Source organism: Amycolatopsis japonica (assembly GCF_000732925.1).
Taxonomy (GTDB): Bacteria; Actinomycetota; Actinomycetes; order Mycobacteriales; family Pseudonocardiaceae; genus Amycolatopsis; species Amycolatopsis japonica.
The window spans coordinates 4,150,379-4,163,372 of the sequence record NZ_CP008953.1 but is presented as its reverse complement, the minus strand read 5'-3'; the positions used below and the strand labels follow the sequence as shown (position 1 = coordinate 4,163,372).

10 protein-coding genes are annotated in these 12,994 nt (G+C 70.7%); 4 read left to right on the top strand and 6 right to left on the bottom strand.

Annotated elements, in window-relative coordinates; all coding sequences use genetic code 11:
- The first annotated feature begins 228 nt into the window (after positions 1-228).
- A complete protein-coding gene (gene pepN, locus AJAP_RS19315) occupies positions 229-2,709 on the top strand; it encodes an aminopeptidase N (RefSeq protein ID WP_038513695.1) in 2,481 nt (826 codons plus the stop codon).
- 20 nt (positions 2,710-2,729) lie between these two features.
- Entirely contained in the window at positions 2,730-3,761 is a 1,032-nt protein-coding gene (locus AJAP_RS19310; RefSeq protein ID WP_051972518.1) for an NAD(P)/FAD-dependent oxidoreductase, read from the top strand.
- Here AJAP_RS19310 and AJAP_RS19305 read toward each other — a convergent pair.
- Positions 3,669-4,181 (bottom strand): VOC family protein, encoded by a 513-nt coding sequence (locus AJAP_RS19305; protein ID WP_038513690.1) that lies wholly within the window; start codon positions 4,179-4,181, stop codon positions 3,669-3,671. The genes AJAP_RS19310 and AJAP_RS19305 overlap by 93 nt on opposite strands.
- 506 nt (positions 4,182-4,687) lie before the next feature.
- On the opposite strand from AJAP_RS19305, the gene AJAP_RS19300 reads away from it, so the two are divergent.
- Positions 4,688-6,046 carry a dipeptidase gene (locus tag AJAP_RS19300; protein ID WP_038513687.1) on the top strand — a complete coding sequence of 453 codons (1,359 nt, stop codon included), beginning with the start codon at positions 4,688-4,690 and terminating at the stop codon, positions 6,044-6,046.
- Here AJAP_RS19300 and AJAP_RS19295 read toward each other — a convergent pair.
- Complete coding sequence (locus tag AJAP_RS19295) at positions 6,036-6,374, bottom strand: NIPSNAP family protein (RefSeq protein WP_038513685.1); 339 nt, start codon at positions 6,372-6,374, stop codon at positions 6,036-6,038. The genes AJAP_RS19300 and AJAP_RS19295 overlap by 11 nt on opposite strands.
- A 62-nt stretch (positions 6,375-6,436) precedes the next feature.
- On the opposite strand from AJAP_RS19295, the gene AJAP_RS19290 reads away from it, so the two are divergent.
- A complete protein-coding gene (locus AJAP_RS19290) occupies positions 6,437-8,479 on the top strand; it encodes an AfsR/SARP family transcriptional regulator (protein ID WP_321167131.1) in 2,043 nt (680 codons plus the stop codon).
- Here AJAP_RS19290 and AJAP_RS19285 read toward each other — a convergent pair.
- Genes AJAP_RS19285 through AJAP_RS19270 form a run of 4 tightly spaced genes read right to left on the bottom strand, consistent with a single transcriptional unit; the run spans position 8,448 to position 12,801 of the window.
- Entirely contained in the window at positions 8,448-9,143 is a 696-nt protein-coding gene (locus AJAP_RS19285; RefSeq protein ID WP_038513682.1) for an NIPSNAP family protein, read from the bottom strand. The genes AJAP_RS19290 and AJAP_RS19285 overlap by 32 nt on opposite strands.
- Positions 9,144-9,170: 27 nt before the next feature.
- Complete coding sequence (locus AJAP_RS19280; protein ID WP_038513652.1) at positions 9,171-11,375, bottom strand: xanthine dehydrogenase family protein molybdopterin-binding subunit; 2,205 nt, start codon at positions 11,373-11,375, stop codon at positions 9,171-9,173.
- Complete coding sequence (locus AJAP_RS19275; RefSeq protein ID WP_038513649.1) at positions 11,372-12,349, bottom strand: FAD binding domain-containing protein; 978 nt, start codon at positions 12,347-12,349, stop codon at positions 11,372-11,374. Before AJAP_RS19275 ends, AJAP_RS19280 begins: the two co-directional genes overlap by 4 nt.
- Positions 12,349-12,801 (bottom strand): (2Fe-2S)-binding protein, encoded by a 453-nt coding sequence (locus tag AJAP_RS19270; RefSeq protein ID WP_228695009.1) that lies wholly within the window; start codon positions 12,799-12,801, stop codon positions 12,349-12,351. Before AJAP_RS19270 ends, AJAP_RS19275 begins: the two co-directional genes overlap by 1 nt.
- Between the last annotated feature and the right edge of the window lie 193 nt (positions 12,802-12,994).

The window sequence follows — 12,994 nt, the reverse complement described above, 5'->3', positions numbered from 1 at the left end:
CTCCCCGCGCTCCTGGTCAGAGGGTATGTCGTCGGTCGACGGTGAACTAGGTGCTCAAGTGAGTCCTCAACCCCGGTGTATCGGCGTCCGAGCGGGGTGCGGTGTTCAACTGGATCAGGCGGCACGGTTGCGCGGGGAATGCGCTGTCCGGCGGCCGGGGGATTGTCTATTCGGCGGCCGCCTGAGCTGTTCGGCGGCCACGATGCAGCTATTTGGAGGGCCGAGGAAATGCCCAGTCTGACGCAGGCCGAAGCGAAGGAGCGCGGCGCATTGCTGCGGATCCGTTCGTATCGGGTGGATCTCGATCTGACGACCGGCGACGAGACCTTTCGATCGACCACGAGAATCGTCTTCGACGCGAGCCCCGGTGCCACGTTCCTCGACGTGCGGCCCCGCGAGCTGCGCTCGGTGATCCTCAACGGCCGGGAACTGGACCCGGCCGCACTCGACGACGGCCGGTTCCCGCTCGACGGCCTCGCCGAGGAGAACGAGCTCGTCGTGGTCGCGGACATGGCCTACTCGCGGGAATGCGAAGGGCTGCACCGGTACATAGACCCTGCCGACGGCCGCGTCTACCTCTACGCCTACGTGTTCATCGACAACGCACCGCGGATCTTCGCCTGCTTCGACCAGCCCGATCTCAAGGCGCCCTTCACCTTCGACGTCACGGTTCCCGACGACGACTGGCAGGTGCTCGGCAACGCGCCGTCGACCCGGCTCGGGCCGGGACACTGGCGGCTGGCCGAAACCGCGCCGCTGGCGACCTATCTGACGACCCTGGTCGTCGGCCCGTACGAGTCGTTCCACGCCGAGCACGGCGGAGTGCCGCTGGGCCTGCATTGCCGTGCCTCGCTGGCGGACGGGCTCAAGGCCGACGTCGAGGAGGTCTTCGAGATCACCGGGCAATGCCTCGACGAGTACCGGCGGCTGTTCGGCGTGCCCTACCCGTTCGAGAAGTTCGACCAGGTCTTCGTGCCGGAGTTCAGCGTCCTCTCGCTCGACCATCCCGGTTGTGTGCTGCTGCGCGAGCTGTACCTCTTCGGCTCCGCGGTGCCGCGGAGCGAACGGGAGACCAGGGCCGTGGTGATCGCGCACGGCCTGTCCCTGATGTGGCTCGCCGGTCTGGTCACCAACACCTGGTGGGACGACCTGTGGCTCGGGCAGGCCTTCGCCGACTACATGGCCCATCGGGTGACCGGTGACGTGACGAGGTTTTCCGGCCCGCTGACCACGTTCGCGGTCCGGCGCAAGGCCCAGGCCTACGTGGCAGATCAGCGGCCGTCGACCCATCCGGTGAGCCTGGCCGGGCCGGACGTGCGGACGGTGCTGCTCGAACTGGACCGGATCTCCTACTTCAAGGGCTCATCGGTCCTGCGTCAGCTGGCGGCCCGGGTCGGTACCCCGGCGCTGCGCGCGGGCCTGAGCACCTACTTCACCCGCCACGCGTACGGCACGGCGACGTTCACCGACTTCCTCACCGCGTTGAGCGAGGCCGCCGGCACGGATCTGACGGAATGGGCGCGGGTGTGGTTCTCCACCTGCGACGTCGGCACGCTGACCCCGGAGATCACGGTTTCCGACGGGGTGATCACAGCGGCCGCCGTCCGCCAGGACGTCCCAGAGGGGCATCCGGTACCGCGACCGCACACCTTGGACATCGGTTGCTACGGCGAGGAGTCCACGACGATCCGGGTCACGATCGACGGACCGCGGACCGGGCTGCCGCAACTGGTGGGTCGTCCGGCGCCGGAATTCCTGCTGGTCAACGACGGCGATCTGACCTACGCGAAGATCCGCTTCGACGATCGTTCCCGCGCGGCTCTGCCCGGGTTCCTTCCCCGGCTGTCGCCGGTCAACCGCGCGATGGTGTGGTGCGCGCTGCTGATGGCGGTGCAGGACGGCGTGTACCCGGCCGCGGATCACCTCGAACTGGTGACCGGGATGCTCGCCGTCGAAACGGATCCGTCCATCGTCGTCGAGGTGCTGGAGCAGGCTCGTATCGACGTCGCCGACCGCTTCCTGCGCCCGGAGCGGCGGCCCGCCGCGCTCGCCGCGGTCGCCGGTGCTCTTCGTGACCGGATCGCCGAGGTCGAGCCGTCCGACGAGATCTGGCTGTGCCTGTGCCGGGGCCTCGTCGAGTTCAGCACGGACGTCGACGAGCTGCGTGGCTGGCTCGACGGCACCCGGCTGCCCGCGGGACTCGTCCTCGACGCGGATCTGGCCTGGCGCACCAGATACCGGCTCGCCGTGCTCGGCGCGCTCGCCGAGGACGAGATCGCCGCGGCCCACGACGCGGATCCCAGCACCCGCGGCGAGCAGTTCGCGGCGAAATGCCGTGCGGCCAGGCCGGATCCGGCGGCCAAGGAGGCGGCGTGGGAGGTGATCGTCGGCGACACCGAGATGTCCAGCTACGGGCTGTGGGCACTGGCCGAAGGATTCTGGCAACCGGAACAGGCCGAGCTGACCGCCGGCTACGTCCCGCGGTTCTTCGCCGAGATGCCCGCGGCCGCCCGGTCGCGCGGTGACCTCGTACTGGACGTGCTGGTGCGGTTCCTCTACCCGCGCTACGCCGCCTCGGCGGAGACCTTGCGGCTGGCCGACGAACTGCTCGCCCGCCCCGACGTCGAACTGCCGTTGCGCCGGCGGGTCGCGGACTTCACCGGCGACCTGCGCCGGGCCGTCGCCGCCCGGACCGGCGTCAGCGGCTGAGCCGGGGGAGGGAGGTCACCGTGCGGGTGGGAATCGTCGGCGGCGGTGTCGCGGGGGCGCTGCTCGCCTGGCGGCTGCGCCAAGCGGCGCCGCGGAGCACGATCGACGTGTACACCGCCCGGTCGACCGACGGCGACGCGACGAGCGCGTCCGGCGGGCTGGTCCGCGGCTTCGAGCGGCTGGAGCACGCCGGCCGGCTGGCCGCGACCGGTCTCGCCGAACTGCGCGCCAACCCGGCGTTGCGGGCGGCGTCGGACTACCGGGAGGTCGGCTCGGTGTACCTGGCGCTCTCCGGGGACGGGCTCGGCGACCCGGTCCGGGTGATCGAGGAAGCGCTGCCCGGTTCGGCGACCTTGCTCACCGCGCCCGAACTGGCCGCCCGGTATCCGTTCCGTGGCCTGCCTTCCGGGGTGACCGCGGTGGTCGAACGGCACGCGGGATTCGTGTCGCCCGCCGGGCTGCGGGACGCCGTGCTGGGCTGGCTCACCGACCGCGGCGCCACGGTCCGGCGGATGCCGGTGGCGACCGTGGACCCGGCTCCGGCATTGCGGTTGGCCGACGGCGTGACCGCGGGTTACGACGCGGTCGTCGTGGCCGCCGGTCCGTGGACGCCCGCCCTGCTGGCGGCGAGCGGGCTGCCTGCCGGAGGGCTGCGCGTCAAACAGATCCAGTACACCGTCTACGAAGGAGGACCCGCGGGGCTCGGCACGTTCGTGTGGGAGGGCACCGGTATGTGGGGCCGCCCGGCGGGCGACGCGGGATTCCTGCTTGGTCTGCCCGGTGACCGCTGGGACGTCGACCCGGCCGGTCCGCGGCCGGACGTCGCGCTCGTCGACCGGGTCGCGAGCGAGGCCCGCCGCCTGCTCGGGCATCCGCTCGCCGAGCACTGTCCACATCGGACGACCGTTTCGTCCGACTGCTATCACGATCCGCCCGGCCTCGAACTACGCGAGGTCGCGTCAGGGGTGTTCACCTTCACCGGCGGATCGGGCGGTGCTGCGAAGACCGTGGTCGCGGCGAGCCGGGTGGCGGCCGCCGCGTTGCTCCGATGAGCATCCGTCCCGGTACTGGACCAGTTCCACCAGCAGACCGGCGGGCCGGGCCAGGTAGGTGAAGGCGACCAGCATGCCCGGCCGTGCGCCGGCGCAGGGTTCGCGGTCGACCGGGGTGAACCCCGCGCCGCGCAGGCGGTCCAGCTCCGGTTCGAGGTGATCGACCTCGAAGGCGATGTGGTGCAGCCCGGGGCCGGATCTGGCCAGGTGGCCGTCGAGCGCCGAACCGGGGCCCGCCGGGGAGACCAGCTCGATCAGGGGGCTACCGCCGGGGCCGGGTGGCTGCCAGAACTCGCACGCCACCCGATAGGTGGTGGCGATCCCACTGTCCAGTTTGGACATCCCGAGGGCGGTCATGGCGGGAAGCAGCCCCGCGGGTTCTTCGGTGACGAGTCCGATGTGGTCGATACCGAGCAACATGGCCTGAGATTAACGCCGCCCGCGGCATTTTGTTGAGGGGTGCGGCGAAAGTGGCGTGATCGCGGGCGGGTCAGTGGTGGGCTGAAGGCTCCCTTCGTCGCGTCTAATGCGGCGAAGGGAGCCTTCGCCCCGGCCACTCGCCCGCGCCGGCCACTTCACCACCGGCGCCCGTGTCGCGAAAGCCACTCTCGCGACGCCTGATGTCCCGAAAGTGGCTTTCGCGACACGCTCGACAGGTGGAAACCTGTGAAAGCCCTTCCTGCCCTCAGAGAGAAGAAGGCCTCCCACCCGCGACCCCGAGTGAAGCGCCCAGAGCGGACACTCTGACGAGAACTGGCATCTCTTGTGGACAGTAGACGTCTTGGCTGCTCTCGGGCACGCCAGACGCCCGTCCGTCACAACGTCACTGCGAGCCTCTGCCGCCTACTGACGCCGCCTCCCGGCGTTCGATTCACCGTGCAGCTGACCGGGTCTTTTTCCGGCCGCCGCGTCGTACGATCCGATTCATGAAGAACAATCTTCCGACGGAGGCCGAATTGAGAGCGGCCGTCGAACGGGAAATGGCCCCGGCTCGGGCCGATCTTGAGAATCTGGTCCGCATTCCCGGAATAGCCTTCCCCGAATTCGACCACGCGCAGGTGGACCGTTCCGCGGAGGCGGTGGCGACATTGCTGCGCGGCTGCGGACTGGAGACCGGCATCGTCCGGGCCGGCGGGCAACCGGCCGTCATCGGCCGCAAACCCGCGCCACCCGGCGCGCCGACCGTGCTGCTCTACGCCCATCACGACGTCCAGCCGTCGGGAGACGAGGCGCTGTGGGACAGCGACCCGTTCGAGCCGGTGGAGCGTGACGGCCGGCTCTACGGCCGGGGCGCCGCGGACGACAAAGCCGGGCTCATGGCGCATGTCGTGGCGCTACGGGCGCTCGGCGACGCCCTGCCGGTCGGGGTGGTGGTGTTCGTCGAAGGCGAGGAGGAGTACGGCTCGGCGTCGCTTTCCGAGCTTCTCCGGCTGCATCACGACAGGCTTCTCGCCGACGTCGTCGTGATCGCCGACTCGGCCAACTGGGACGTCGGGGTGCCCGCGCTGACGACTTCGCTGCGCGGGATCGTCAACTGCGTGGTCGAGGTGCGCACCCTGCGCGACCCGGTCCACAGTGGAATGTTCGGCGGCGCCGTGCCGGACGCGCTCACCACACTCGTCCGGTTGCTGGCGACGCTGCACGAGGACGACGGCGACGTCGCGGTGGAGGGCCTCGCCATGGGACCGGAGTCCACTGTGGAGCTTCCCGTTGAACGAGTGCGGGCCGAGGCGGGGATGGTCGACGGCGTCCGGTTCACCGGCACCGGTTCGCTGGCGGATCGGTTGTGGACCAGGCCTTCGCTGTCGGTCCTGGGTGTCGACGCGCCGTCGGTCCTCGAGTCGGGAAACGCGCTGGTCCCGGCGGCCAGGGCGAAGATCAGCGCCCGGCTGGCTCCCGGCGACGAGCCGGTCAAGGCGTTCGCCGCGCTCCGGGAGCATCTGGAGGCTTACTGTCCTTGGGGCGCCGCCATCTCGGTCTCCCTGGACGGTGGCGGTGCGCCGTGTGTCATCGACACCACCGGACCACGGTATGAGACGGTCCGGTCCGCGTTGCGTACCGCGTGGGACGGGGTTTCGCCGGTCGAGATCGGTGTCGGCGGATCGATTCCGGCCGTTTCGACGTTCCAGGCGGAGTTCCCGGACGCCACGATCGTGGTGACCGGCGTGGAGGATCCGCAGACCCGGGCACACGGTCCGAACGAGAGCCTGCACCTCGGCGAGTTCACGCGAGTCTGCCTCGCCGAGGCGCTCATGCTGGCCGGACTGGGCCGCCCTACCGGATGAGCCGGGCCAAGTCGTGCCCCGCGGCGAACACCGACGTGTCGTAGTCGTCGATCATCGACGAGACCGGGCCGTCGTATTTCGCCAGCCATTCGTCCGTGGTGTAGAGCGATTGGGATCGTTCGACCCGCTCTTCCTCGGACGGAAAGGCGCGCAGCAGGAAATAGCCGTTTTCGTTGTTCAAGGACGGGCCGTGCGCGAGGACCGTGATCCCCAGGCTGCGCATCAGCGGAATGGTGCCCTCCCGGCTGATTCGGTCGAATTCCGCCCGGGTTCCCGGCTTCACCTTGAACAGCCGGATCTCCAGCAACCATGATTCAGCGTTGTCCATCCTGCACCTCACCCTCGGTATTCCGGAAGGGCGAGTAGAGCACCGGAGAATGGTGGTCGTCAATTAACGGCGAAGCGAACGAGTCATCGTCACCGGCCAGGTTCCGGTTCCTCGGCCCGCTCGAATTCTTCGACGGCGGGCAGTGGGCCTCGATCGGTGCGCCGAAGCAACGGGCTTTGCTGGCCGTCCTGCTGATCAACGCCAATCGTGTGGTTTCGGCGGATCAGCTCATGGCGGAGCTGTGGGGCGAGCGGCCACCGCCGAGCGCGGCCGGTCTGCTGGCGGGCTACGTCTGGCGGCTGCGCAACGGCCTCGGCGATCCGGGAGGCCGGATGCTGAGCACGAGAGCACCCGGCTACCGGCTCGTGCTGCCCGCGGGCGCGACCGACGTCGACGAGTACGAGAGTCTCGTGACGGCGGGAAGGAAGAGCCTCGCCGAAGGAGATCTGCCCGCGGCGGTCGCCAGGCTGACCGAAGGGCTCAGGATGTGGCGCGGGACGCCGATGGCGGACGTGGCCATGGTCCCGTCCGTCCTCACCGAGTCCGCACGGCTGGAGGAAGCGCGCCTGGCCGTGGTGGAAGCGCGGATCGAGGCCGAGATCGGGCTCGGCGGACACGAGACGCTGCTGCCCGAACTGAAGCTGATGGTCTCGCAGTTCCCCCTGCGCGAACGGCTGCACGCGCAGCTGATGATCGCGCTCTACCGCTCGGGCCAGCAGGCCGAAGCCCTTGGCGCGTACCGGGATCTGCGCGGACTGCTGGTCGAGGAGCTCGGTGTCGAGCCGAGCAAACCACTGCGGGAGCTGCAGGGCCGGATCCTGCGTGACGACCCGCTGCTGCTGGAGACGCCGCGGCGCGCGACCCCGGCGACCGCGATCCTGCGGCCGGCCGTGCCGCGCACCCTTCCTCCTGACGTGCCCGCGTTCATTGGCCGGGAGCGGGAGCTGGCCTGGATCACCGGCCGGTTGGCGAGCGGGGAGCAGCGCTGCGCGGTGCACGGTATGGCGGGCACCGGCAAGACCGCGCTGGCGGTGCACGCCGCGCACCGGATGACCGGGTCCTTTCCGGACGGTCAGGTGTATCTGGGGCTCGGAGCGTCCGCGGCGCACGGTCCGGCGTCACCGCTGGACGCGGTCGGGCGGCTGCTCGCCGCGCTGGGCGTACCGGCCGCGGACATCCCGCCGGAGGAGGAAAGGGCGGGCGCGCTGCTGCGGACCGTACTGGCCGACCGGCGGGTGGTCCTCGTCCTCGACGATGTCGCCGACTCCGCTCAGATCCGGCATCTGCTGCCCACCGCGCCGGGCTGCGCGGTGATCCTGACGAGCCGTCCGGCTTCCACCGCGGTGGACGGGGCGGGACTGCTTCGTCTCGGCAGGCTCCCCGCGACGGCCGCGACGGCGCTGATCCGCCGTTACGCCGGCGCCGCCCGGGTGGACGCCGATCTCGCCGCCACCGTCCGGCTCGCCGGACTCTGCGACCATCTGCCGCTCGCCCTGCGGGCCGCCGCGACCCGGCTCGCGCGCCGTCCGGAGTGGACGGTCGGCGAGTTCGTTTCGAGGCTGGCCGATTCCGGGCGCCGGTTGGACCAGCTGACCTGCGACGGGCTCAGCGTCCATGCCGCGCTGCGGGCCGGCGTCCGTTTGCTGCGGCACTGCGGCGATCCGCTGCCGACGCGCGTCCTCGGCAGGCTCGGGGTGCTGGACCTGCCGGTGGTCTCGACGGCCGTGCTCGCCGCCGCGCTCGACATTCCCGTCGCCTCGGCCGAATCGGCCGCGGAGCGGCTCGTCGACGCCGGGCTCGTCGAGACGCTGCGGATGGACCGGTATCGGGTGCCGGGTCTCGTGCGGCTGTTCGCACTCGGCGAGTACGTCACGGCGGACGAGGAACGCGCCGCGACGCACCGCGTCCTCGGGTACTACGAAGGCGCGGTGCGCGACCAGCTTTCCCGGCTCGCGGCGAACCGGGGGGCGGGCCTCGCTTGGTATCGCGAGGAATGCCTGACCTTGCGGGCGCTGGCCGCCCGTGCATCGGGCACCGAATTGCCCGGCCTGGTCAACAGGCTCTCCTCGGAGCTCAGCGGAGCATCGACCGGTCGGTGGGGGTGAGCATCAGCCGCTCGACCCGGTCCGGGAGGCGAGGCTCGACGTCGTCCCGCCACTCGGGGAGCGCGGCCAGCCGGTCGGTGTGCTCGGCGTAGGCGTCCTGCCCGGGGAACGACGCGAGCACGACGAGCACATGCTCACCCGTGCGAACCGGCAGACCGGTGAAGTCGTTCTCCGCGTACTCCGTCCGTAGCAAGGCGAGCGGTGTCGCGCCGGCCTTCGCCAGCAAGGGGAGAACGGTCTCGTCGAAGAACCGGACGAACTCTTCGTCCGGCGACGAAGGAAGATAGTGGATCGTGGCCGTGACCACCGACGAAGCGGGCGTGTCCCGGACTGCCGGGTCGAGGCCGGGCAACACACCCTGGCGGACCGGCCGCAGCAGCAGCACGTCGTCCGTGTCGATCATGGTGGCGTTGGCCGCCGCCGAGTTGGCCTTCCAGGTCGGACCGGTGTAGAAGCTCGTCAGGGCCTGGAACCGCGCGGGCATGCCGGGGAAACCCCGCAGCCATACGAAATGGTCCGGGCGGTCGAGGTCGCGGAACTGCCCGAGGACACGCATCCCGGTGGCTTCCTGGGTCTCGACGAACTCCCGGTCGAACAGCTCGATCAACACCTCGCGCTGTCCCGGCCGAAGGGTGTACTGCCGCAGCTCGATAACGTCCGTCACCCGAAGAACCCTATGGCATCCAGCCGGTCAGGCGTCGAGGATTTTGTCGAGGGTGATGGGGAGGTCGCGGACGCGCCGTCCGGTGGCGTGGTGAACGGCGTTGCCGAGAGCGGCGGCGATGCCGACGGTGCCCAGCTCGCCGATCCCGCGGACACCGAGGGGGTTGAAGACGGTGTCGGGACGTTCGAGGAAGCGAACGTCGATCGGCGGGATGTCGGTGCCGACCGGGACGACGTAGTCGGCGAGGTTCGCGTTGGCGATGCGGCCGGTATCCGGTTCGACGTGGGTGTTCTCGAGGAAGGCCTGGCCGACGCCGAAGATGACGCCGCCGACGATCTGGCTCCGCGCGGTCTTCTCGTTGACGATGGTGCCGGCGTCGATGACCGTCGTCACGCGGCGCAGGCGGGGTTCCCCGGTCCAGCGATTGACCGCCACCTCGCAGAAGTGCGCACCGAACGAGGTGAAGGCGAACCGCTCCCGTTCCGGTCCGAGCGCCGAGGTTTCGGTGGCGTCGATCCCGGCGCGATCCGTGATGCCGAGCAGGGTGCCGAAAGCGATCCGTCGCTTGGGGCCCACGACGTCACCGCGTTCGTAGCGCACCTGATTCCGGTCCATGCCGTGGAACGGGGATTTTTCGTGCGTCACGGCGAGATCGAGCAGCGCACGTGTCGCGGACAGCGCGGCCGCGTGGACGGCCGGGCCCGAGCTCGCCGTCCCCGCCGAGGCGAACGCGCCGGGGTTGTCGGCCAGTGCGGAGTCGCCGAGCGCGGAGCGGACGCGGCTCACCGGGATGCCGAGCGCGTCGGCGCCGATCATCGCCAGCACCGTCCACATCCCGGTGCCGAGATCCGAGGTCGCGGTGGACACCACCGCCGTGCCGTCGGCCTGCAGCCGGACCTTCCCCGTGGTGCGGTATCGCGCGGCCGGGTAGGCGGCGGTCGCCATCCCGGTGCCGATCAGCCATTCGCCGTCGACGACCGCCCTCGGGACCGGGGCCCGCCGGGACCATCCGAACGCCTCCGCGCCGACGCGGTAGCACTCGTCGAGATGTTTGCCGGACCACGGCACGCCGCGTCCCGGGTAGGTGGTGGCGTAGTTGCGCAGGCGTAACTCGACCGGGTCCACGCCGAGCCGGACCGCCAGTTCGTCCATCGCGGTTTCCAGCGCGAACGAACCGGCCTCCGGACCGGGCGCCCGCATCGGTGTCTGGGGCGGGACGTCCAGCGTCACCAGCCGTTGCCCGACATGGATGTTGGGGGAGGCGTAGAAGTAACGCGAGGTGGTGTGCGGCGCGGCTTCGTAGAGGTACCCGTCGCCGCCACTCGAAAGGGCGGCGTAGGCGTCGTGCTTGACGGCGACGAGACGCCCGCCGCGGTCGGCGCCGAGGGAGACCGTCTGGGACATCGCCGAGCGGTGGCCGGTGACGCCGAAGGTCTGCTCCCTGGTGAGCACGATCCGGACCGGACGGCCGAGCGCCTTGGCCGCCGCGGCGGCGAGGACGGGATGCCCACAGGTGAGGATCTTGTTGCCGAACCCGCCACCGACGTGCGGGCTGAGCAGGTGCACACGAGAAGGGTCGACGCCGACCGTCGCCGCGATCGTCCCGGCGGCCAGCTGAGGGGCCTGCGCCCCGCAGTAGAGGGTGAGGTAGCCGTCGCGCCAGACCGCGATGGCGGCGTGGGGTTCCATCGCGCTGTGGTACTCGATCGGCTGGGTGTAGGTGGCGGTGACGACCACTTCGCTCGCGTCGAGGGCCTGGTCGATGGACGCGACCCCGTCGGCGAGCAGATCGAGCAGCGGCGGCTCGCCGTTGACGTCCTCAGGCAGGGTGGCGCCCGGGATCCCGTCTTGCAGCGACGTACGCGGCCGGACACTCGCGTAGTCCACCCGGACCAGCGCGGCGGCGTCGCGGGCCTGCTCGAAGGTTTCCGCGACCACCAGGCCGATGATCTGCCCGTGGTAACGGACCTGGTCGTCCCGCAAGGGAAGCCAGTTGTAGCCGATGCCGGATTCGGCCCCGCCGAACAGCGGCAACGGGTCGGCGTGCGTGTACACGGCGAGGACGCCGGGGGAGCGGCGCGCGTCGGTCGTGTCGATGCCGCGGATGGCGCCGTGCCCGATCGTGCTCAGCACCAGGTAGCCGTTGGTGAGGCCGTCGACCGGGTAGTCGGCGGAGTAGCGGGCGGCCCCGGTGACCTTGAGCCGTCCTTCGACGCGGGAAATCGAGGTCATGGCCGGTCCGCCAGCTTCATCAGGGCACGGGTGATCGTGCGTTTCAGCAGAGGCACTTTGAAAGCGTTGTGGGCCAGCGGCCGGGCTCCTTCGGTGGCCGCGGCGGCTTTCTCGACGACTTCGAGCCGCAACGGCCTGCCGCGCAGTGCGTCCTCGACCGCGGTCAACCGCCACGGCCGCGTGCCGACCCCGCCCGCGGCGAGCCGCACGTCCCGCACGACGCCGTCGCGGACCAGCACCGCGGCGGCGACCGACACGAGCGCGAACTCGTAGGAGGTCCTGTCCCGCACCTTCACGTAGGCAGACCGATCGGCCCAGCCGAGCCGTGGCACGGTCACCTCGGTCACCAGCTCGCCCGGCCGCAGGTCGTTCTCGAGATGCGGCGTGGTGCCGGGCAGCCGGTAGAACCCGTCGAGCCGGACGTCGCGTGATCCTCCCCGGCCGGTGAGCCGCACCGAAGCGTCCAGCGCCACTAGGGCCACCGCGAGGTCACTCGGATGCGTGGACACACAGGAGTCGCTGGTGCCCAGGATGGCGTGCGAGCGATTGGCGCCCGCGATCGCCGGGCAGCCGGAGCCGGGGGCTCGTTTGTTGCACGGCGTGGCGGTGTCCCGGAAGTAGCCGCATCTGCTGCGCTGCAGCAGGTTGCCGCCGATGCTGGCCATGTTGCGCAGCTGAGGCGAGGCACTGGCCAGCAGCGCCTCGGCGAGCACGGGATACCGCGCACCCACCAGCGGATGCGCGGCCACGTCGCTCATCCGCTCGAGCGCGGCGATGTGCAGACCGTGCCGGTCCGTCCACACCCCGGTCAGCGGCAGGCGGTTGATGTCGACAACCCGGCTCGGTGTCAGCACCTCGAGCTTCATGAGGTCCACCAGCGTCGTGCCGCCCGCGAGATAGGCCGCGCCCGGCGCGCCGCCGCGGTCGAGCGCCTCGGCCACGCCGCGGGTGACCGTGAAGTCGTAGGGCCGCATCAGTCCGCCGCTCCCACAGCCCGGATCGCGTCGACGATGGGGCCGTACGCGCCGCAACGGCAGATGTTGCCGGACATGACCTCCCGGATCTGCTCCGGCGAACGTGCCTGTCCTTCCCGAAGGACGGCGACCGCCGACATGATCTGCCCGGAAGTGCAGAAGCCGCACTGGAAACCGTCGTGGTCGAGGAACGCCTGCTGCACCGGATGCAACGCGGAGCCGCGCGCCAGCCCCTCGATGGTGGTGACCCGTTTGCCGGTGACCGAGCCCGCCAGCGTCAGGCAGGCCAGCACCCGCCGTCCGTCGACGTGCACCGTGCACGCCCCGCACTGACCGCGGTCACAGCCCTTCTTCGTCCCGGTCAACCCGAGCCTGTCGCGTACCGTGTCGAGCAACGTCACCCGCGGATCGAGCCGCAGCCGCTCCACGCGCTCGTTGACCCGCAACTCCACGTCGACGAGACCGTCTCCCCGGCCGTCCGGCTCCGCGCTCGCCGCGTCCGGGCCGGCGACGGCCAGCGCGGCGGACGCGGTCGCGGTCCGCGCGAGAAAGCCGCGCCGGGAGATTCCGCCCTCGTTCGAGTCGTCACTGCTCACTGAACCCTCCAGAACCTGCTCGGCGGTCAGGGGATGGAGTCTCGTGGAT

Bases quoted from the DNA above. Each gene is read 5' to 3' on its own strand.
- AJAP_RS19295 (WP_038513685.1), bottom strand. From the start codon at position 6,374: ATGGACAACGCTGAATCATGGTTGCTGGAGATCCGGCTGTTCAAGGTG.
- pepN (WP_038513695.1), top strand. From the start codon at position 229: ATGCCCAGTCTGACGCAGGCCGAAGCGAAGGAGCGCGGCGCATTGCTG.
- AJAP_RS19300 (WP_038513687.1), top strand. From the start codon at position 4,688: ATGAAGAACAATCTTCCGACGGAGGCCGAATTGAGAGCGGCCGTCGAA.
- AJAP_RS19280 (WP_038513652.1), bottom strand. From the start codon at position 11,375: ATGACCTCGATTTCCCGCGTCGAAGGACGGCTCAAGGTCACCGGGGCC.
- AJAP_RS19305 (WP_038513690.1), bottom strand. From the start codon at position 4,181: ATGTTGCTCGGTATCGACCACATCGGACTCGTCACCGAAGAACCCGCG.
- AJAP_RS19275 (WP_038513649.1), bottom strand. From the start codon at position 12,349: ATGCGGCCCTACGACTTCACGGTCACCCGCGGCGTGGCCGAGGCGCTC.